Annotated in this window: 20 protein-coding genes and 1 tRNA gene; 12 read left to right on the top strand and 9 right to left on the bottom strand. The window is 71.0% G+C overall.

Features of this window, described 5'->3' with window-relative positions:
- Window positions 1–7: 7 nt before the first annotated feature.
- The 3 genes from AC4BGB_RS01510 to AC4BGB_RS01500 all read right to left on the bottom strand — a co-directional run bounded on the left by AC4BGB_RS01510 (window position 8) and on the right by AC4BGB_RS01500 (window position 2185).
- Window positions 8–946, bottom strand: coding sequence for an alpha/beta hydrolase (locus AC4BGB_RS01510; RefSeq protein ID WP_490544198.1), 939 nt, complete (start codon window positions 944–946; stop codon window positions 8–10).
- Window positions 947–973: 27 nt separating this feature from the next.
- Window positions 974–1594 (bottom strand): LysE family translocator, encoded by a 621-nt coding sequence (locus tag AC4BGB_RS01505; RefSeq protein ID WP_490544197.1) that lies wholly within the window; start codon window positions 1592–1594, stop codon window positions 974–976.
- Between the two features lie 63 nt (window positions 1595–1657).
- Window positions 1658–2185 (bottom strand): YbhB/YbcL family Raf kinase inhibitor-like protein, encoded by a 528-nt coding sequence (locus AC4BGB_RS01500; protein WP_490544196.1) that lies wholly within the window; start codon window positions 2183–2185, stop codon window positions 1658–1660.
- 69 nt (window positions 2186–2254) lie between these two features.
- On the opposite strand from AC4BGB_RS01500, the gene cobA reads away from it, so the two are divergent.
- The 3 genes from cobA to AC4BGB_RS01485 are packed head-to-tail and all read left to right on the top strand — an operon-like array spanning window position 2255 to window position 5929.
- Complete coding sequence (gene cobA, locus AC4BGB_RS01495) at window positions 2255–3538, top strand: uroporphyrinogen-III C-methyltransferase (RefSeq protein ID WP_490544195.1); 1284 nt, start codon at window positions 2255–2257, stop codon at window positions 3536–3538.
- Window positions 3539–3540: 2 nt separating this feature from the next.
- Window positions 3541–4359, top strand: a complete 819-nt coding sequence (locus AC4BGB_RS01490; protein WP_490544194.1) for a TrmH family RNA methyltransferase — start codon at window positions 3541–3543, stop codon at window positions 4357–4359.
- A 25-nt stretch (window positions 4360–4384) separates the two neighbouring features.
- A complete protein-coding gene (locus AC4BGB_RS01485) occupies window positions 4385–5929 on the top strand; it encodes a sensor histidine kinase (RefSeq protein WP_490544193.1) in 1545 nt (514 codons plus the stop codon).
- Here the strand turns inward: AC4BGB_RS01485 and def are convergent.
- Complete coding sequence (gene def / locus AC4BGB_RS01480) at window positions 5842–6501, bottom strand: peptide deformylase (protein WP_490544192.1); 660 nt, start codon at window positions 6499–6501, stop codon at window positions 5842–5844. The genes AC4BGB_RS01485 and def overlap by 88 nt on opposite strands.
- A 78-nt stretch (window positions 6502–6579) precedes the next feature.
- Here def and AC4BGB_RS01475 point away from each other — a divergent pair, with 78 nt between their 5' ends.
- From AC4BGB_RS01475 to AC4BGB_RS01460, 4 genes are read left to right on the top strand one after another with little or no spacing between them, the layout of a single operon-like run.
- Window positions 6580–7965 carry an acyl-CoA dehydrogenase family protein gene (locus AC4BGB_RS01475; protein WP_490544191.1) on the top strand — a complete coding sequence of 462 codons (1386 nt, stop codon included), beginning with the start codon at window positions 6580–6582 and terminating at the stop codon, window positions 7963–7965.
- A 52-nt stretch (window positions 7966–8017) separates the two neighbouring features.
- Window positions 8018–9232, top strand: a complete 1215-nt coding sequence (locus tag AC4BGB_RS01470; RefSeq protein WP_490544190.1) for an acyl-CoA dehydrogenase family protein — start codon at window positions 8018–8020, stop codon at window positions 9230–9232.
- 36 nt (window positions 9233–9268) lie between these two features.
- Window positions 9269–9904 carry a hypothetical protein gene (locus AC4BGB_RS01465; protein ID WP_490544189.1) on the top strand — a complete coding sequence of 212 codons (636 nt, stop codon included), beginning with the start codon at window positions 9269–9271 and terminating at the stop codon, window positions 9902–9904.
- Window positions 9901–11229 (top strand): DUF2252 domain-containing protein, encoded by a 1329-nt coding sequence (locus AC4BGB_RS01460; RefSeq protein WP_490544188.1) that lies wholly within the window; start codon window positions 9901–9903, stop codon window positions 11227–11229. The genes AC4BGB_RS01465 and AC4BGB_RS01460 overlap by 4 nt, the downstream gene beginning before the upstream one ends.
- Here the strand turns inward: AC4BGB_RS01460 and AC4BGB_RS01455 are convergent.
- Window positions 11226–11975 (bottom strand): adenosylcobinamide-GDP ribazoletransferase, encoded by a 750-nt coding sequence (locus AC4BGB_RS01455; RefSeq protein ID WP_490544187.1) that lies wholly within the window; start codon window positions 11973–11975, stop codon window positions 11226–11228. The two genes, AC4BGB_RS01460 and AC4BGB_RS01455, sit on opposite strands and share 4 nt — an antisense overlap.
- Complete coding sequence (gene cobT / locus AC4BGB_RS01450) at window positions 11968–13041, bottom strand: nicotinate-nucleotide--dimethylbenzimidazole phosphoribosyltransferase (protein ID WP_490544186.1); 1074 nt, start codon at window positions 13039–13041, stop codon at window positions 11968–11970. Before cobT ends, AC4BGB_RS01455 begins: the two co-directional genes overlap by 8 nt.
- A gap of 880 nt (window positions 13042–13921) precedes the next feature.
- Between cobT and AC4BGB_RS01445 the strand changes: the two genes are divergently transcribed.
- Complete coding sequence (locus AC4BGB_RS01445) at window positions 13922–14218, top strand: hypothetical protein (RefSeq protein ID WP_490544185.1); 297 nt, start codon at window positions 13922–13924, stop codon at window positions 14216–14218.
- Window positions 14215–15183, top strand: a complete 969-nt coding sequence (locus AC4BGB_RS01440) for an HNH endonuclease signature motif containing protein (RefSeq protein ID WP_490544184.1) — start codon at window positions 14215–14217, stop codon at window positions 15181–15183. Before AC4BGB_RS01445 ends, AC4BGB_RS01440 begins: the two co-directional genes overlap by 4 nt.
- Window positions 15184–15317: 134 nt before the next feature.
- On the opposite strand, the gene galK is transcribed toward AC4BGB_RS01440, so the two are convergent.
- Window positions 15318–16436 (bottom strand): galactokinase, encoded by a 1119-nt coding sequence (gene galK / locus AC4BGB_RS01435; RefSeq protein ID WP_490544183.1) that lies wholly within the window; start codon window positions 16434–16436, stop codon window positions 15318–15320.
- On the opposite strand from galK, the gene AC4BGB_RS01430 reads away from it, so the two are divergent.
- Both AC4BGB_RS01430 and AC4BGB_RS01425 read left to right on the top strand, forming a co-directional pair.
- Window positions 16417–17853 (top strand): GuaB1 family IMP dehydrogenase-related protein, encoded by a 1437-nt coding sequence (locus tag AC4BGB_RS01430; protein ID WP_490544182.1) that lies wholly within the window; start codon window positions 16417–16419, stop codon window positions 17851–17853. The genes galK and AC4BGB_RS01430 overlap by 20 nt on opposite strands.
- Window positions 17854–17910: 57 nt before the next feature.
- Window positions 17911–17996 (top strand) — tRNA-Leu (locus AC4BGB_RS01425).
- A 116-nt stretch (window positions 17997–18112) separates the two neighbouring features.
- Here the strand turns inward: AC4BGB_RS01425 and AC4BGB_RS01420 are convergent.
- Both AC4BGB_RS01420 and AC4BGB_RS01415 read right to left on the bottom strand, forming a co-directional pair.
- Window positions 18113–18625, bottom strand: coding sequence for a VOC family protein (locus AC4BGB_RS01420; RefSeq protein ID WP_490544181.1), 513 nt, complete (start codon window positions 18623–18625; stop codon window positions 18113–18115).
- Window positions 18626–18697: 72 nt separating this feature from the next.
- Window positions 18698–18832, bottom strand: a complete 135-nt coding sequence (locus AC4BGB_RS01415; protein ID WP_490546767.1) for a hypothetical protein — start codon at window positions 18830–18832, stop codon at window positions 18698–18700.
- A 108-nt stretch (window positions 18833–18940) separates the two neighbouring features.
- Between AC4BGB_RS01415 and AC4BGB_RS01410 the strand changes: the two genes are divergently transcribed.
- On the top strand, window positions 18941–19108 hold the full coding sequence (locus AC4BGB_RS01410; protein WP_490544180.1) for a hypothetical protein: 168 nt from the start codon (window positions 18941–18943) through the stop codon (window positions 19106–19108).
- The last annotated feature ends 46 nt before the right edge of the window (window positions 19109–19154 follow it).

Raw genomic sequence — 19154 nt, 5'->3', positions numbered from 1 at the left:
TGTCTGTTCAGTCCACGTAGGCGGACAGGAACCGGTCGAGCTCGGCGAAGACCACCCCGCGGGCGGGCTCCGGGGAGAGGGTGACGTCGTGCAGCGCGCCGGGCACCTGCACGATCGTGACGTGGCGGGAGAGCCGGGCCGCGCGCCTGCGCATCCGCTCCACGTCGAGGACCACGTCGGTGGCCGCCAGGTCGGCCGGCGAGAGCGCCGTACCGGATCTCGTCGAGCTGACCAGCAGGACGGGCGCGTCCACCTCGAGGCCGCGCTGGATCCGCGCCTGCCCCGTCCGGACGGCCCGGATCCAGCCGGCGTACACCGGCCAGGAGTGCTCCGGCTTCCAGGCGAGGTCGAAGTCCCACTCGCCGCCGAAGCCGCGGTGCAGGCTGCGGGTGTACCCGCCGCTGACCTCGCGCGGCACCAGGCGCATCGGCTGGTAGCGGCCGATCCGGTGGATCGCGGGCATGGCGAGCAGCCGGGTGAAGGCATCGCCGTGCATGTCGATCCAGGGAGCGTTGAGGAACAGGCCCGCGGCCCGGTGGCGCCGGTCGTGCAGCCACAGCGGCACCGTGAGGCCGCCGGTGGAGTGCGCCGAGAGCACCACGTGGTCGTGGTCGCGGGTGATCCGAGCGAACGCGAGGTCGAGCTCCTCGTAGTACGTCGCGAGGTCCGCGACGTAGTTGGGGGTCTGGTGAGGGAGCAGCGAGCGGCCGTACTTCCTCAGGTCCAGCGCGTAGAAGTCGTAGCCCCGGTCGACCCAGAAGTCGGCCGCCGCGGTCTGGAAGAAGTAGTCGCAGAAGCCGTGCACGTGCAGCACGGCCTTGCCGGTCGGAACCTCCGCGGGGCGGTGCACCAGGGTCGCGACGACCTCGCCCTCGGCGTCGGGCCGCAGCGCCAGCGTCTCCGAGGTGTACGGCGCCCCCAGGATGTCCTCGCGCGCCGATGCCATGCGCGCGATCTTGCCATGGGACCCGGCCTACAGCAGCGCCCGGCCGAACTCGACGACCAGGGCGGCGCCGCTGACCAGCAGCAGGAGTCCCGCCACCCGTAGCGCGTACCGGTAGCCCCGGTCCCCGAGACGCCGCCGCCCCCTGCCGGCGAGCAGGGCTACCGCGATCTTGGCCCCGACCAGGAGCAGGTAGAACGCCGCCACGAAGGCGACCGCCTCCACCGGTCCTTCGCGCCAGGCCGCCAGGGTCAGGGGGCCCAGGGCCGTGGCCCACGCGATCCACGGGTGCGGGCTGAGCAGGTTGACCACGGCACCGTCACGCAGGGCGCGTAGCGTCGAGGGCCGGGACTGCGCCTCGGCGGCGGACAGGGAGGCAGTGGCCGCCTCGCGCCAGGTGCCCACGCCCAGCCAGGCCATGAACACCCCGCCGAGCACCCCGATGACCGCGAGCGCCTCCTCCGGCAGCTGACCGAGCACCAGCAGGGTCAACGTGACGACCACCAGGTCCGAGAGCAGCGGCGCGCACGCGACCACGACCCCGGCCCGGGCTCCGGAGCGCAGCGCCGAGGTGATCGTCAGGAACAGCAGCGGCCCCGGACTGATGCCGGCGGTGAGGCCGATCGTGGCGCCCAGCAGCAGCAGGTCCACGTGAGGAGGTCATCCGATCTGAGAAGTGTGGGCAACCGGCGCATACGGAGACCGGCCCGATGGTCAGTGCTGGTAGGTGCCCTTCACGATGGCGCGCCCGGCCGTCTTGAAGGCGAGGTTGAAGCTCACCACGGCGGGGGAGGCGTCTGAGTCGACACCGAGGGTCTCCTCCTTCACCGCGTGCACCACGAAGTAGTAGCGGTGGACCTGGTCGCCCTCGGGGGGAGCCGCGCCCATGAACGCCTTGGTGCCACCGTCGTTGCGGCACATGAACGCGTTGCCTGGCAGGTCCGCGCCCTCGGAGCCGGCACCGGCGTCCAGCGAGGTGACGTCGGCGGGGAGGTCGACCAGCACCCAGTGCCAGAAGCCGGAGGGGGTGGGCGCGTCCGGGTCGAAGCAGGTGACCGTGAAGCTCTTGGTGCCCTCGGGTGCGTCGCTCCAGGACAGCTGCGGTGAGCTGTCGCCTCCCGAGGCGACCTGGTCGTCCTTGAGCGGCTCGCCCTCGGTGACGTCGGCACTGGTCAGCGTGAACGACGGAACGCGCGGGAGCAGCTCGTAGGGGTCTGGGTGGACTGGGCGCTCGAGAGTCATGGCCTGAACATAGTCCGCGGGGTGAACCCGGCACACGGACCCCACGTCGCGAGTCCGCACAATGGACCCGTGACAACCCATTCTCGAACCCCCGGCGACTTCCCCACCTACCCGGCCGGGCTGCGGCTCGCGGGGCGCCGGGTCCTGGTGGTCGGCGGGGGCAACGTCGCCCAGCGCCGGGTGCCGACGCTGATCGCCGCCGGGGCCGTGGTGCACCTGGTCTCGCCCGAGGTCACCCCCGCCATCGAGGGGCTGGTCGGATCAGGCGAGGTGCTCTGGATCCGCCGAGGTTTCGCCGACGACGACCTCGAGGGCGCGTGGTACGTGATGGCCGCGACCGACGACTCGGCCGTCAACGAGCGGGTCAGCGAGCTCGCCGAGCAGCAGCGGATCTTCTGCGTGCGGGCCGACGACGCGGACGCCGCCACGGCGTTCACCCCCGCGGTCGGCAGCCACGGCGGCATCACCGTGGCCGTGATGGGCAGCTCCGCGGCCGACCGCAACCCGCGCCGCTCGGCCGGCGTGCGCGACGACATCGTCGCCGGGCTCCGGGAGGGCTCGGTGACCTCGCGCCACCACGTCGACGGCCCTGCGGGCGTGGTGCTGGTGGGTGGGGGACCGGGGGACCCCGAGCTGATCTCGGTGGCGGGTCGCAAGGCCCTGATGGAGGCCGACCTCGTCGTCGCGGACCGGCTCGCACCGCGCGAGCTGCTCGCCGAGCTCCCCTCGGACACCGAGATCGTCGACGTCGCCAAGCTCCCGCGCGGTCGCTCGGCCACCCAGGACCAGATCAACCAGATCATCGTCGACGCGGCACTGGCCGGGAGGCGGGTGGCCCGGTTCAAGGGCGGTGACAACTTCGTCTTCGGGCGGGGCTACGAGGAGGTGCTGGCGTGCCGCGCCGCGGGGGTGCCCGTCAGCGTCGTACCCGGCATCAGCAGCCCGCTGGCCGTGCCCGCGATGGCCGGGATCCCGGTGACGCATCGCGGGGTCACCCACGACCTCACGATCGTCTCCGGGCACCTGCCGCCCGGGCACCCCGAGTCCCTGGTGCAGTGGGGTGCGCTGGCCCGTCTCCGCGGCACCCTGGTGCTGATGATGGCCGTGGAGAACGCGCCACTGATCGCCGAGGTGCTGCTCCGCGGCGGACGCGACGCCGACACCGCGGTGGCGGTCGTCTGCGACGGCACGATGCCCACCGAGCGCACCGTGCTCTGCACCCTCGGCACGCTGGCCGGAACCCTGGAGTCCGAGAGCGTCCAACCGCCCGCGATCATCGTGGTCGGCGAGGTGGTGCGGGTGGCGTTCCCCGACCGCTACGCGACCGGGACTGCCGTCGCGAAGGACGCCTGAACGTGGCGACGTACGTCGAGATCTCGGACCCCGAGGACCCCCGGCTGCACGACTACCGCAACCTGCGCGACGTACAGCTGCGCCAGTCGCTGGAGGCCGAGCACGGGCTGTTCATCGCCGAGGGCGAGAAGGTGGTGCGCCGTGCCGTCGAGGCGGGGCACCCGGTGCGCTCGTTCGTGATGGCTCCGCGCTGGCTGGAGGGTCTCGCGGACGTGCTCGACCGCACCGACGCCCCCTGCTACGTGCTGGCGGAGTCGCTCGCCGAGGAGGTCACCGGCTTCCACGTGCACCGCGGGGCGCTCGCCTCGCTGGCCAGGACCCCGCTGCCCTCGGTGGAGGAGGTGCTCGACGGCGCCCGCACGGTCGTCGTGTGCGAGGAACTGGTGGACCACGCCAACCTCGGCACCATCTTCCGTTCGGCCGCGGCGCTCGGCGTCGACGGGATCCTGCTCGCCCCGCGGTGCGCGGACCCGCTCTACCGCCGGTCGATCAAGGTGGCGATGGGCGCGGTCTTCGCGCTGCCGTGGACCCGCCTTCCCGACTGGTACGACGCACTGCCCACCCTCGCCGAGCACGGGTTCACCACCGTCGCCCTCACCCTGGCGCCGGGCGCCGTACCGATCGAGGAGGCGGTGGCCGGCCAGGAGCGGGTCGCGCTGGTGCTCGGCTCGGAGGGGCACGGGCTGTCCTCGCGGTGGGAGCGGACCGCCCAGCGGTGCGCGGTGATCCCGATGCGCGCGGGGATCGACTCGCTCAACGTGGGGGCGGCCTCGGCGATCGCCTGTTACGAAACCGCTCGCAGAGAACTGGCCCCGAAATGAGGGTTGTCCCCTATATTTCTCTCCCGTGGGATCGGAAGCCGATCAGGGCTCACCTTTCGTCGACGACTTCGTAAGCCAGGTCGTCGACTACGCGGTCATCGGCCTGGACCGAAACGGCATCATCAGGCGGTGGAACCTCGGGGCTCAACGGGTGAAGGGCTACTCGAGCCAGGAAGCCATCGGGCGCAGCTTCGAGATGTTCTACACCGAGGACGACCGTGACTCGGGCCGCCCGCACAAGCTGCTGGCGCTGGCCCGTGAGGAGGGCCGGGTCGAGGACACCGGGTGGCGGGTCCGCAAGGACGGATCCCGGTTCTGGGCGGACGTGGTGATCACCGCCCTCCACGACGACGCGGGCGACCTGATCGGCTACGCCAAGGTCACCCGCGACCTCACCGAGCAGCACGAGCTCGAGACCACGCTGCGCGCCAGCGAGGAGCGCCTGCGGCTGCTGGTGGGCCAGGTCGTCGACTACGCGATCATTGCCCTCGACCCCGACGGGATCATCGAGACCTGGAACCTCGGCGCCCAGCGGGTGAAGGGGTACAGCGCCCAGGAGGCGATCGGCCACAGCTTCGAGATGTTCTACACCCTCGAGGACCTGGCCGCGGGCCTGCCGGAGCGACTGCTCACCGAGGCGCGCGAGAAGGGCCGGGTCGAGCACACCGGGTGGCGGGTCCGCAAGGACGGCTCCCGGTTCTGGGGCGACGTGATCATCACCGCCCTGCGGGACGAGTCCGGCACGCTGACCGGCTACGCCAAGGTGACGCGTGACCGCACCGACGCCAAGACGCTCGAGGACGCCCAGGACGCGTTCTACGCCACGTTCAACCACGACTTCCGGACGCCGATCACCGCGATCAAGGGGTTCGTCGACGCCCTCCGGAACGCCGGTCCGGAGTCCCGGGAGACGTTGATCGAGCGGGTGGAGGCGAGCGCGGACCGGCTGCTCGGGATGGTGGAGGGGCTGGTCGAGTTCGCTCGCCAGCGCACCGGCAGCGCCACGTTGCTGATGGCCGACATCGACATCGTCCAGGTCACCCGCAGCGTCGTCCGGGACCTGGCGCCGGTGCTGGGCTCCTCGCGGGTCCGGCTGTCCGACGACGTGGTGGCGCTCGCCCGCGCCAACGGCGTGGCCATGCACCGGGTGATGAGCAACCTGCTCGTGAACGCCTTGAAGTACTCCGCGCCGGACTCGCCCGTCGAGGTCACCTTCGGCCGCGCCGGACCCGGCCGGGTGCGCGTGTCGATCCGGGACCAAGGCCGGGGGATCGACGCCGGGGACCTCGGCACGATCTTCGACGAGTTCGTCCGCGGCCGGCTCTCCGAGGACGACGGCGGCACCGGCCTGGGACTGACCAGCGTCCGTGAGCTGATGGAGCAGCAGGACGGGACCGTCACCATCGAGAGCGAGGTGGGGGTCGGCACCACGGTCACCGTGGAGCTGCCCGCACCCGGGTCGCTGCGTGAACTCCCTGCGACTCAGAGAGCGTCGTGGTCGTCCTCGGCCGTGGTGTCAGCGGGCCCCTCGGGGGTCCCCGACTCGCCCACGGGCCAGTCCGGCGGGTAGTCCGCGATCGCGGCCTCCATCTCCTTGCGGAGCCGCTTGCGTGCCCGGTTGTTGAGCCGGTCACCGAACACCGTGCCGACGGTGTGGTCGGTCTCGTGCTGGAGGCAGCGCGCCAGCAGCCCGTCGCCCTCGTAGGCGACCGGCTGCCCGTCGAGACCGAACCCGGTGACCCGGGCCCAGTCGGGTCGCGCGCACTCCACGAACGCGCCGGGGTAGGACAGGCACCCCTCGTCGCCGTCGTCGAGCCGACGGTCGCGTCCCTCGGGCAGGTGGAGCTCCGGGTTGCAGACCACGCCTCGGTGCGGCGTCCCCGCGTCGTCGGGGCAGTCGAAGACGAACACTGCGAGGTCGACCCCGATCTGGCAGGCGGCCAGGCCGACCCCGTTGGCGGCGTACATCGTGGCGACCATGTCGGCCACCAGGCTGCGCAGCTCCTCGTCGTACGCCGTGACCGGCCGGGCCGGACGATGCATCACCTCGGTGCCCCAGCGGACCACGGGACGCACCGTTCCTCCCGTGGGGAGGACAGCCGAACCAGGGGCGGCCTCGGGGACAGGTTGCGATGTGGGCATGCCCGAATCCTAGTGCGTGACCCGCGACACGCCGGGCGGGTGTGGCACGATGTGTAACTCGCAGTTACATTACCTGTCATGTCTTCGAACACGGTCAACGAGCCACAGAAGCTGCCCTGGAGCCTCCTCCGCGCCGGAGGCCGTCACGGGCTCTCCGACAGCGAGAAGCGGGACCCGATCGGGCTGGCTGTCGCCGCCCTGAACCGGCTGGCCTCCAGCGACCTGCTGGACTCCCTGGGCCTGCGCAAGGCCAGCGAGCGGGGTGTCTACCGCGTCACCAGTGCGGGGTTCCGGACCGCGGGCAGCGTCGGGCGCACCTTCGCCCGCGCCGGCAAGGCGACCCAGGGCAACCGGGTGCCGCCGGCGAAGAACACCGGCCTGTTCGACCTCACCCCCGGCGAGGACGAGCAGATGCTGGCCGACGTGGTGGGCGAGTTCGCCGCAGAGGTCGTGCGGCCTGCCGCGGCGGCGGCCAACGAGTCCTGCGCCGCACCCGAGGACATCCTCAAGGCGTCCCTGGACATCGGGCTGCCGATCCTCGGCGTCCCCGAGGACCTCGGCGGCATCGCCACCGAGCGCTCCGCGATGGCCGGGACCCTGGTCCACGAGGCTCTCGCCAAGGGCGACATGGGCCTGGCGGTCTCCGCCCTCGCCCCCGGCGCCGTGGCCACCGCCCTGTCCCTGTGGGGCACCGAGGAGCAGCAGTCCACCTACCTGCCCGCGTTCACCGGCGACGAGGTCCCGGCTGCCGCGCTGGCCCTCAGCGAGCCCACCGCGCTCTTCGACCCGCTCTCACCCTCGGCCACGGCCGAGGCCCGCGGTGACGGCTACGTGCTCAACGGTGTGAAGTCCGCCGTGGTCCGCGGCTCCGAGGCAGAGCTGTTCATCGTCGGCGCCGAGCTCGACGGCCGGCCGCAGCTGTTCGTCGTGGAGTCCTCCACCGACGGGATCACCATCGAGTCCGACCCCTCCATGGGCGTGCGCGCCGCCAGCCTCTCGCGCCTCGTGCTCAAGGACGTCGCCGTGGAGAAGATCGCCCTGCTGGGCGACGCCGACGACTACCGGGACTGCGTCCGGTTCTCCCGCCTGGCCTGGTGCGCCCTCGCCGTGGGCACCGGACAGGCGGTCCTCGACTACGTGACGCCCTACGTCAAGGAGCGCGAGGCCTTCGGCGAGCCGATCGCCAACCGGCAGTCGGTGGCGTTCATGGTCGCGAACATCGCGATCGAGCTGCAGGGGATGCGGCTGGTCACCTACCGGGCCGCCAGCCGGGTGGCGCAGGGCAAGCCGGCCGAGCGCGAGATCGCGCTGGCACGGCGCCTGTGCGCCGAGCGCGGCATGCAGATCGGCCTCGACGGCGTCCAGCTCCTCGGCGGGCACGGGTTCGTCAAGGAGCACCCCGTCGAGCGCTGGTACCGCGACCTGCGCGCCATCGGACTCATGGAAGGAGCGGTCCTGGTCTGAGCACGGCCGTCCCCGACACGTCCGTCACTCTTCGACCCAGGAGCACACACTCATGATCAACCTCGAGACCCCCAAGAAGATCCGCCCGCTGATCGACCAGGCCCATCAGGTCGCGATGAACATGCTGCGGCCCATCTCGCGCAAGTACGACGAGGCCGAGCACGAGTACCCCAAGGAACTCGACATGCTCGCCGCGATGATCGACGGCATCTCCGAGTCCGGTGCGACCGGTGGCGCAGGCGCGGCCGGCGTACGCCGTGACGAGAGGCCCGAGGAGAAGCAGGGCAACAAGAACGGCGCCAACCTGGCCTCGGTGCTCTCCGTCATGGAGATGTGCTGGGGCGACGTCGGCCTGCTCCTCTCGATGCCGCGGCAGGGCCTGGGCAACTCCGCGATCGCCTCGGTGGCCAACGACGAGCAGCTCGAGCGCTTCGCCGGCACCTGGGCCGCGATGGCGATCACCGAACCCAGCACCGGCTCGGACTCCGGGGCCATCCAGACCACCGCCCGCAAGGACGGCGACGAGTACGTCCTCAACGGCGAGAAGATCTTCGTCACCTCCGGCGAGCGCGCCGACAGCGTCGTGGTCTGGGCGACCCTGGACAAGAGCCTGGGCCGCGCGGCGATCAAGTCGTTCGTGGTCAAGAAGGGCAACCCCGGGATGCGGGTGGAGCGCCTCGAGCACAAGCTCGGGATCCGTGCCTCCGACACCGCGGTGATCATCCTCGACGAGTGCCGGGTCCCGGCCGAGGACCTGCTCGGCGATGCCGGAGTCGACCCCAAGCAGGGGTTCGCGGGCGCGATGGCGACCTTCGACAACACTCGTCCGCTGGTGGCCGCGATGGCGCTCGGCTGCGCCCGGGCCTCGCTCGACCTGACCCGCGACATCCTGGCCGAGGCCGGCATCACCATCGACTACGACCGGCCGGCGCTCGCCCAGTCCGCGGCCGCAGCCACCTTCCTCCAGCTCGAGGCGGACTGGGAGGCGGCGTACCTGCTCACGCTGCAGTCGGCCTGGATGGCCGACAACCGCAAGCCGAACTCGATGCAGGCCTCGATGGCCAAGGCGAAGGCGGGCCGGATGGGCACCGACGTCACCCTGCGCTGCGTGGAGCTCGCCGGCACCTTCGGCTACTCCGAGGTGGAGCTGCTCGAGAAGTGGGGCCGGGACTCCAAGATCCTCGACATCTTCGAGGGCACTCAGCAGATCCAGCAGCTGATCGTGGCTCGCCGCGTGCTGGGCCTCACCTCAGCCCAGCTGAAGTGAGCGTTCCAAGCTGAGGCCAGCGGGCACAGTCACCGTATGAGCCTCAAGCTGTACGCCGACACCAGCGTCCGTCGCACTCTCCAGATCGTGGGGGACCTGGCTGTCGTGGTCTGGGTGTGGCTGTGGATCACGGTCGCCGACCAGGTCCATGACGCCACGTTGGGACTCGCGACCCCCGGGCGCAAGATCGACTCGTCGGCCAGCGACCTGGCCGAGCGGCTCCGCGACGCCGGCAGGATCGTGGCCGACGTGCCGCTCGTGGGTGACCAGGCGAGCAGCCCGTTCGACGACGCCGGGAAGGCCGCCAGCGGGCTGGCCGCCGCCGGTCAGCAGCAGGTCGACGCCGTGGGCAGCCTCGCCAACTGGCTGGGCCTGGCGGTGGCGCTGATCCCGATCCTGGTGGTGCTGGGGTTCTACCTGCCCGCGCGGATCGCGTTCGTCCGCCGGCCCACCGCGGGGCGGAAGTTCGTGGACTCCGGCGCCGACCTCGACCTGTTCGCCCTGCGGGCGATGTCCTCGCAGCCGCTGCACGTGCTCGCACGGATCGACCCGGACCCGGCCGGCGCGTGGCGCCGCGGCGACCCGGCGGTGATCGACCGGCTGGCGCGTCTCGAGCTGCGCTCGGCTGGTCTGCGCGTGCCGGAGCGGCTCCCGGAAGGGGGCACCTCGTGAGCATCGTGCCCCGGATGAACGACGCCCGCCGGACCGATCTGGTGATCGAGGTCTTCCGGGACGCGTTCGCCCCGCTGATGCGGGCCGACCCGAAGGCGTTCCGCGCCAAGTACCGCAAGATGGCAGCCGACCCGCACGCGTTCTACCGCGGCGCGGCCTGCCTCTACTACGCCGACGTGACGGCCACCCGTGACCCGTGGGTCGACGAGCGCAGCGGCGCCATCTGGATCCACGGCGACCTGCACGTGGAGAACTTCGGCACCTACCTCAGCTCCGACGGGCGGCTGGTCTTCGACGTCAACGACTTCGACGAGGCCTACATCGGCCACTTCAGCTGGGACCTGCAGCGGTTCGTCGCCAGCCTGGCCCTGATGGCGTGGCAGAAGGCGCTGCCGCAGAAGGACATCGAGTCGCTGATCCGCCGCTACCTCCGCTCCTATCTCAAGCAGGTGGACCACTACGCGAGCACGGCACAGGACGAGGACTTCGGGCTGCACCTGGACAACACCGCCGGCCCGGTCCAGGACGCCCTGGTCGCCGCGCGGTCGATCCGCAGGGCGGACCTGCTCGACGAGATGACCCATGTCGAGAACCACGTCCGGGTGTTCACCGAGGACGCCAGCATCCGCCGACTCCCCGCGAAGGAGCGCGACGCGGTGGCGGCGGCGTTCGAGTCCTACCTGGACACGATCCCGCCCTCCAAGCGGTTTGATCGCGAGCTGTTCTACGAGCTGCGCGACGTGGTGGGCAAGTCGGGCTTCGGGATCGGCAGTGCCGGGCTCCCGGCGTACAACCTGCTGGTCGAGGGCTACAGCCAGGCCCTGGACAACGACGTGGTGCTGTCCATGAAGCAGGCCAATGTGCCGGCGCTGAGCAGGTTCGTGGACAGTGCGGCAGTCGGCCGCTACTTCGACCACGAGGGCCATCGCACGGTGGTGAGCCAGCGCGCGCTGCAGGTGCACACCGACCCGCTGCTGGGGTACGCCGAGCTCGGCGGCGTGGGCTACGTCGTCGCCGAGGTCTCGCCCTACGAGGTCGACCTCGACTGGGCGAACATCACCGAGCCCGACGACATCGCTGCCGTGGTGGACCTGCTCGGGCAGGCGACCGCCAAGGTGCATTGCGCCTCGGACGAGGACAGCGACCAGGACCTGGTCGACTTCCAGGTCGAGGGCGCGATCGTGGCCTCACTCAAGGGCCGCCGCCGCGAGTTCGGCGACCACCTGGTGGAGTTCGCCCTCGCCTACGCGGAGCGCGTGCGCCGGGACCACGCGCTGTTCGTCGAGGCGTTCCGCAGCGGCCGCATCGGGGTCGCGGCGACCTAGAGCTGGACGGCTGCTGCGAGCACGAGGGCGGCGATCAGGACGCTTTCGATGACCTCGATGCTGGCGCCGAAGCAGTCGCCGGAGACCCAGCCGAGCCGCAGCCGCCAGTAGAGGATCACGAGTCCGGCCAGGGGGAGCGCGACCAGGGTGACCGGCGCGAGCCAGAGCGCGAGGCCGCCGAGCAGCACGGCCCACACAATGATCGGGGTCCAGCTGGTGGGCGCGGTCTGCGGTTCGGCGGCGCTGCCGTCGAACCGGGGGACGACGCGCCCGCACAGCATCGTGGACCAGCGGGCCCACGCCGGGACGAGCAGGATGCCCCAGCACCATCCGGAGGGGGCCAGCTCGGCGAGCAGGACCAGCTTGGTGAGCACCTGCATCAGCACCACGACGACACCGAAGACCCCCATGTGCGGGTCCTTGAGCACCTCGTAGAACCGCTCCGGCACGCGGTGGGCGGCCCCGAACGCGTCCGCGACGTCGCCGAGGCCGTCGAGGTGCAGCGCCCCGGTCACCCAGACCCAGATCAGCAGGCCGAGCCAGGCGCCCACCCACGGACCGCCGGGTGCCCACGCCAGGGACGCGGCGACGCCCGCCCCCAGGACGAGGCCCACGACGGGGAAGTAGGTCGAGGCCCGCTCCAGGTCGCGCGGACCGAAGTCCTTGACCGCCGGCATCGGGAGCCGGGTCATGAACCCGAACGCGACGCTGAGGGCGCGCAGCACCTGCACGGGTCCGCTAGCCACGGTCGGAGACCGAGGCTTCAGCGAACGTCGCCATCTCGTTGTGCAGCGCGCACGCGAGCCGCAGCAGCGGTACGGCGAGCGCGGCACCCGAGCCCTCGCCGAGCCGCAGGTCGAGCTGGAGGAGCTCGCGTGCGTCCAGCGCCTCCAGCACCCGCGCGTGGCCCTGTTCGGCGGACCGGTGGGAGAACACCAGCCATTCGCGGCAGCCGGGGTTGATGCCGACTGCGGCCAGCGCAGCCGCCGAGACGATCAGCCCGTCGACCAGGACGGGTACGCCCTGCTGTGCCGCGGCGAGCACTGCCCCGGTCAGCGCGGCGATCTCCAGCCCGCCCAGTCGGCGCAGCGCCTCGTAGGCAGGAACGTCCGCCTCGGTGATGGCCGGCCCGTGCAGCTCCAGCGCCTCGGCGATCAGGGCTGCCTTGCGGCGTACGCCCTCGTTGTCGAGGCCGGTTCCTGGCCCGGCCAGCCGGGCGGGGTCCTCGCCGAGTACGGCGGCGGCCACCGCGCTGGCGGAGGTGGTGTTGCCGATGCCGAGCTCACCGAGCACCACGAGGTCGGTGCCCCCGGCGGGTGCGGCGGCCAACGCCTCGGCGACGGCGCGGCGGCCGGCGTCCAGCGCGTGCGCCAGGTCGGCCTCGGTCATCGCCGGTTCGGTGGTGAAGTCGGCGGTGCTGCGGCGAGTCCTGTCGTCGACCACACCCGGGATCGGCTCCTCGGCGAGCGTGCCCACGTCCACCACGGTCAGGGGCAGGCCCAGCTGGCGTGCGAGCACCGAGATCGCCGCCCCGCCGCCGATGAAGTTGTGCAGCATCTGCACGGTGACCTCGGGCGGGTACGCCGAGACGCCCCGCCGGGCGACGCCGTGGTCACCGGCGAAGACCAGCACCGGGACCCGGTCCGCGGAGGGTCGCTCCCGTCCCTGTAGCGCAGCCAGGGTCACCGCGACCTCCTCGAGCCGCCCAAGGGAGCCTGCGGGCTTGGTGAGCTGTCCCTGCCGCTCCAGCGCGTCCCGACGATGCGCCTCGGAGGGCTCGGCGCAGGGGAGGCTCCACCAGGTGTTGTCCATGGGCGATCTCTACCAGAGCCCCACCCCGCAGCTGAGCACCACCGCCCTGCGGTGCCCGACCAGCCGCAAGGTAGCCAGTCGAGCGGCAGTCCATAGGTGGTCGAGCAGCGAGCGAAGCGAGCGAACAGCCGAGACCACTCCGGACCCACAAGGTGGTCGAGCAGCGAGCGAAGCGAGCGGATAGTCGAGACCACTCAGGTGACCCATAGGTGGTCGAGCAGCGAGCGAAGCGAGCGGACAGTCGAGGCCACTCCGGCGACCCAAAGGTGGTCGAGCAGCAAGCGAAGCGACCGAACAGCCGACACCACTCAAGCGGACCGATAGGTGGTCGAGCAGCAAGCGAAGCGAGCGGATAGTCGAGACCACTCAGGTGACCCATACGTGGTCGAGCAGCAAGCGAAGCGAGCGAACAACCGAGGCCACTCAGGCGACCCATACGTGGTCGAGCAGCAAGCGAAGCGAGCGAACAGCCGAGACCACTCAAGCGACCCATACGTGGTCGAGCAGCGAGCGAAGCGAGCGAACAGTCGAGACCACTCAGGCGACCCATACGTGGTCGAGCAGCGAGCGAAGCGAGCGAACAGTCGAGGCCACTCAAGGGACCCATAGGTGGTCGAGCAGCGAGCGAAGCGAGCGGATAGTCGAGACCACTCGGGCGACGCCACAGCCAAACCCAAGGCGCACGCTCCACCTTCCAGCGGATCCACCTCACAGGAAACCGTCCAGATATATCCCTGAATCCCCATAGAACAAGGGGATTCTCGAAGATTCCTGTCAGTGCTCGATGCTTGGATTGACTCATGACTTCCCAGCCGGACACTCCGCCGGCGCCTCCTGCGCCGGGGGAGTCGCGGCTGCGCTGGCCAGGATCCGCGGCGAGGTGGACGGCATGATCGACACCTTGTGGGCGGCCGGTCGTGGCGAGGAGTTGATGGACACCGTCGCCGAGATCGAAGGGCTGAAGTCGACCCTGGATGCCGTCGAGCTTCAAGTGGTCCACGAGCTGGAAGTCAGCCACGCTGTGAAGCCGGTCGGCTGGGCCTCGACCCAGGACTTCGTGACGGCGGTCGCGGGCGGCCGCAAGGGCACCGGCGCGGCGACGGTGCGGCTCGCGGCAGCCGTGCACACCCCGGTGCGCCGGTTGGTGACGCACTGGCCGACGGCTGGCTCTCGGTGACCAAGGCCCAGGTGATCGAGCGCGCTGTCGACGCCCTTCCCACGAACCCTGACCTCCGGACCCGTGGCGTGCACGCGATGCTCGCCGAGGCCAAGGCACTGGACGCCACCGACCTGGCCAAGGTCGGCCGCGTCCTCGTCTCCATCGTGGATCCCGACGGCGAGGAGCGTCGCGCCGAACGCGAGCTGGACCGCGAGGAACGCGCCGCCCACCTCGACCGCGACCTCTGCATCCGGTTCGACACCGCCGGCGGCTGCTGGATCAAGGGCCGCTGCTCGGCCGAGGACGGCGCCAAGCTCCGCGCCACCCTGCTGCCCCTGGCCAAGCCCCAGCCCGCCGCCGGACCGGTCTGTGACCCCGGCACCTGCGAGATCCCCGGCTGCGGGCACGACGGCCGCGACCCGCGCGACCACGGCGCCCGGATGCTCGACGCGCTGGTGGAGCTCTGCGACCGCGCCGCCACTGTGGACCTGCTTCCCGAGTGCCACGGCGCCCGACCGCGGGTCTCGGTGACCATCGACTTCGAGGACCTCAAGAAGCTGTCCGGGTTCGGCACCACCGAGACCGGCGAGGACCTCTACGCCGGAGCCGTACGCCGGATGGCCTGCGACGCCGACATCATCCCGATCGTGCTCGGTGGCGTCTCCGAGGTCCTCGACGTCGGCCGGCAGATGCGGCTTGCCTCCGCGGCGATCTGGGAGGCGCTGGTCGCCCGGGACAAGCGCTGCCGGTTCCCCAACTGCACCCGTCCACCGGTGATGTGCCACGCCCACCACCTTGTGCACTGGTGCGAGGGCGGCGAGACCTCACTCTCGAACACGATCCTGCTCTGCGGCCACCACCACCGCCTGATCCACGCCGGGCCGTGGCGGATCACCCGCACCGGACCCAACGAGTTCAGGTTCGACCCGCCGCCGGGTGTACGCCGGATGAGAGCCGTGGGGCGAGAACCGCCTGACGACTGAGTCCCGGCGGGGTCGGGTCTTGTTCTCGACTCACGGAGTGGTCTCGACTGTCCGCTCGTCTCGACTGACCACTCGCTGACGCTCGCTGCTCGACGCAAGGCTTCGCTCGCTGCTCGACCACCTTGGGGTCTCGACTACTCGGGGACGGTGGTGGCGCCGTGGCCGGGGGCGGCGGTGATGAAGTCGGGGGACTTCCAGCCGCGGGCGGTGAAGGCGGTGGTCACTGCAGCCTCGACCGCGGCCATCCGCTCCACGGGGACGAGGGCGATCGCGGAACCGCCGAAGCCGCCGCCGGTCATCCTGGCGCCGACGGCGCCCGCCTGCACCGCCACGTCGACGGTGACGTCCAGCTCCTCGCAGGAGACCTCGTAGTCGTCGCGCAGCGAGACGTGCGAGGCCTGCAGCAGCGGACCGAGGGCGGCCCAGTCGTCACGGCGCAGTGCCTCCACGAACGCATCGACACGTGAGATCTCACTGGTGACGTGCTGTGCTCGGCGCCGCAACGGATCCGGCAGGTCGTCCATCGCCTCGCTCCCGGTGAGCTCACCGAGGTGGTTGACGCCGAGCTTCTCCGCAGCCGCCCAGGCCTCGTCACGGCGGGTCTCGTAGCCGCCGTCGGTCAGCTCGTGGCTGACCCGGGTGTCGATGACGAGCAGCGCGAGACCGTGGGCCTCCGGATCGAACGGCACCTGCTCACGGGTGCCGTCGGCGAAGTCGATGAGCAGGGCGTGCCGCGGCTCGGCGTACACCGCGATCGTCTGGTCCAGCCCCCCGGTCGGGGCCCCCACGTGGTCCTGCTCGGCGCGGATGCACGCCTCGACCAGCTCCTGCGACGTCAGCCCGAGGTCGAAGAGCTCGTCGACGGCCACGGCGACGCTGCACTCCAGTGCGGCCGAGCTGGAAAGCCCCGCCCCGATCGGGACGTCGCTGGTGATGTCGATGTCCATCCCGCGGCGTACGCCGAGGGCCAGCAGCACCCCGGTCACGTAGAGCGCCCACGGATCCGCCCCGGCGAGCTCGTCGACCGAGCCCTCCCAGCGGCGCTCCGCACTGGTGACGCGCACCCGGTCGTCGGACCTCGGGCTGACCACGGCCTGGGTCCGCTGGCGCAGCGCCATCGGCAGGCACCGGCCGCCGTTGTAGTCCACGTGCTCACCGATCAGGTTCACCCGTCCCGGCGCGACACCGGTCACAGCTTCGGCCTCGAACACCTGCCCGGTAGATTCGGTTTCCGTGCGATTCCTCTCAGACACGCAGCCAGCGTATGACCTCACCTACGACGACGTCTTCATGGTGCCGCGTCGCTCGGCGGTCGCGTCCCGCTACGACGTGAACCTGGCCTCCACTGACGGGACGGGTACGACGATCCCGATCGTGGTCGCCAACATGACCGCTGTCTCCGGTCGCCGGATGGCCGAGACCATCGCCCGCCGCGGTGGACTGGCCGTGATCCCGCAGGACATCCCGCTCGACGTGGTCGAGGAGGTCGTCGCCTGGGTCAAGAACCGGCATCCAGTCTTCGAGACACCGATCACCCTCTCCCCGCAGGACACCGTCAGCGACGCCCTGGCGCTGCTGCCCAAGCGCTCCCACCGGGCTGCGGTCGTGCTCGAGGACGGCGTACCGGTCGGGCTGGTCACCGAGGCCGACTGCCTCGGTGTCGACCGGTTCACCCAGGTGGGCGACGCGATGACGACCGGCATGGTCACGCTGAAGGCCACGATGGACCCGCGCGAGGCCTTCGACGTCCTCGCCTCCTCCCGGCACCGCCTCGCGCCCGCGGTGGGCGACGACGGCGAGCTCGTCGGGATCCTGACCCGGACCGGGGCGCTGCGCTCCACCATCTACGAGCCCGCGCTCGACCAGCACGGTCGGCTGCGGATCGCGGCGGCAGTCGGGGTCAACGGCGACGTCGCAGGCAAGGCCCGTCGCCTGCTCGAGATGGGCGTGGACTGCCTTGTCCTGGACACCGCCCACGGGCACCAGGAGCGGATGCTCGAGGCGCTGGCCGTCGTACGTGCCCTCGACCCGGCCGTGCCCGTCGTGGCCGGCAACGTGGTCGCCGCCGACGGGGTGCGCGACCTGATCGAGGCCGGTGCCGACATCGTCAAGGTCGGCGTCGGGCCCGGCGCGATGTGCACGACCCGGATGATGACCGGGGTCGGCCGGCCGCAGTTCAGCGCGGTGCTGGAGTGCGCCCAGGAGGCGCGACGGCACGGCAAGCACGTGTGGGCGGACGGGGGAGTGCGGCACCCCCGCGACGTGGCGCTCGCGCTGGCGGCAGGCGCCTCGCAGGTGATGATCGGCTCCTGGTTCGCCGGCACCCACGAGTCCCCCGGGGACCTGCACGTGGGCGCCGACGGGCGCCCCTACAAGGAGAGCTTCGGGATGGCCTCGGCCCGAGCCGTCGCGAACCGTACGTCGAACGAGAGCGTCTTCGACCGCGCCCGCAAGGCCCTCTACGAGGAGGGGATCTCCTCCTCGCGGATGTTCCTGGACCCGGATCGTCCCGGCGTCGAGGACCTCGTCGACGAGATCTGCTCCGGGGTCCGCTCGGCCTGCACCTACACCGGCTCCAGCGACCTCGCCTCGTTCGCGGAACGCGCCGTGGTCGGGGTGCAGTCCCCGGCCGGATTCGCCGAGGGCAGGCCGTTGCCCGGTGGCTGGTGACGGGTACCGACCCCGATTACTTGTTCGGGCGGCCTGTTGCTAAGGTTGCGGTCGCTTGTCCGGGTGGCGGAATAGGTAGACGCGCTAGCTTGAGGTGCTAGTGCCCTTTATCGGGCGTGGGGGTTCAAGTCCCCCCTCGGACACGTAGAGAAACAGCCTCTGACCTGCGAGAACAGGTCAGAGGCTGTTCTGCGTCCAGGGCCCCGGGGAACATCTGGGGAACATCGAGGTGAGTACTGCCTCGCAGGCGCAGCGCTGGCTAGAGCGCGGCCGGAGGACTGGCCTCGCTGTCTTCGGGGCCGCTGAGCTCTCGATCCAGGCTCTCCTGTGCCTGGCGCATGGCCTCGGCGTACCTGGGCTCGGAAAGTCTGCGCAATGCCTCGTCGGGGGCAACGTCCTCGACGGTGGCGAAGATCCACCAGATGTTGTCGAACCGATCACGAACCCGGCTGATGCGCTGACCGAACGCCTGCGTCAGCGGCGGTGTCACGATCGTCGCACCGGCAGCCACCGCCGCGGTCGTCGCAGCATCGGTGTCCTCGACGAACACGCGCAACAGCGAACGGGTGCGGGGCCAGCCCTTCTTCCGATCGAAGGCGAGCAGAACGGTGTCTCCCACGCAGATCTCGGCGTGGCCGATCGTTCCGTCCTCAAGCGGCACCAACCCGGGGTCGATGCCCCCGAACGCTTCGGCGATGAATTCGAGCAGCCCTCGGGTGTCGTCGGTGACGATCCACGGGGCGACGGTGGTGTATCCAGCGGGGGTGCTCATGACGGCCTCCTTCGGCAGCTGGTGAGTAGCGGCACAGAAAGCGTAGGAAGCGTTCAGGTCAGAATCCGTCCTCTACGACAGGCTGGTCCGAACAGTCCGGCGAGGCGCTTCGGCCAGGGCCGCAGCCAGGCGCGCCCGGTCGTTGATCCCGAGCTTCGTGTATACGTGGCGCAGGTAGTACTCCACGGGCTTGGGGCTGGGGAACATCGCCGCTGCCGCCTCCCGGGTGGTCTGTCCACGTGCATGGAGCTGGCCGCAGCAGGAACGCCCTTCGTGCACGTCCCGCTGCGACACCATTTCGAGCAGACGTTCCCCGTGCGCCACCGACTGGAGCGGTACGGCGCGGGCCGGCACCTGGACTACGCGCGGGCCTGCGATCCGCAGGTGCTCGCCTCGACGACGCTCGCGGCCGGTTCGAACGGCCGTCCCGTGGAGACCGACGGGGCGGCCCGGGCAGCCGATCTCCTGGCCGAGCTCTGCTAGAGCCGGAGACCCCGGCACCGACCCGGGGGTGTGAATGACGTGGTGG

It is taken from the genome of Nocardioides sp. Z30_9 (assembly GCF_058215735.1).
Note: the sequence above shows the minus strand (reverse complement) of the source record. Positions and strands in the feature narration are given on the sequence as shown.

Excerpts from the sequence above, each read along its gene's own strand:
- AC4BGB_RS01510 (WP_490544198.1), bottom strand. The coding sequence starts at position 946 with ATGGCATCGGCGCGCGAGGACATCCTGGGGGCGCCGTACACCTCGGAG.
- AC4BGB_RS01500 (WP_490544196.1), bottom strand. The coding sequence starts at position 2,185 with ATGACTCTCGAGCGCCCAGTCCACCCAGACCCCTACGAGCTGCTCCCG.
- def (WP_490544192.1), bottom strand. The coding sequence starts at position 6,501 with ATGCCCACATCGCAACCTGTCCCCGAGGCCGCCCCTGGTTCGGCTGTC.
- AC4BGB_RS01475 (WP_490544191.1), top strand. The coding sequence starts at position 6,580 with ATGTCTTCGAACACGGTCAACGAGCCACAGAAGCTGCCCTGGAGCCTC.
- AC4BGB_RS01470 (WP_490544190.1), top strand. The coding sequence starts at position 8,018 with ATGATCAACCTCGAGACCCCCAAGAAGATCCGCCCGCTGATCGACCAG.
- AC4BGB_RS01465 (WP_490544189.1), top strand. The coding sequence starts at position 9,269 with ATGAGCCTCAAGCTGTACGCCGACACCAGCGTCCGTCGCACTCTCCAG.
- cobT (WP_490544186.1), bottom strand. The coding sequence starts at position 13,041 with ATGGACAACACCTGGTGGAGCCTCCCCTGCGCCGAGCCCTCCGAGGCG.
- AC4BGB_RS01420 (WP_490544181.1), bottom strand. The coding sequence starts at position 18,625 with ATGAGCACCCCCGCTGGATACACCACCGTCGCCCCGTGGATCGTCACC.
- AC4BGB_RS01415 (WP_490546767.1), bottom strand. The coding sequence starts at position 18,832 with ATGTTCCCCAGCCCCAAGCCCGTGGAGTACTACCTGCGCCACGTATAC.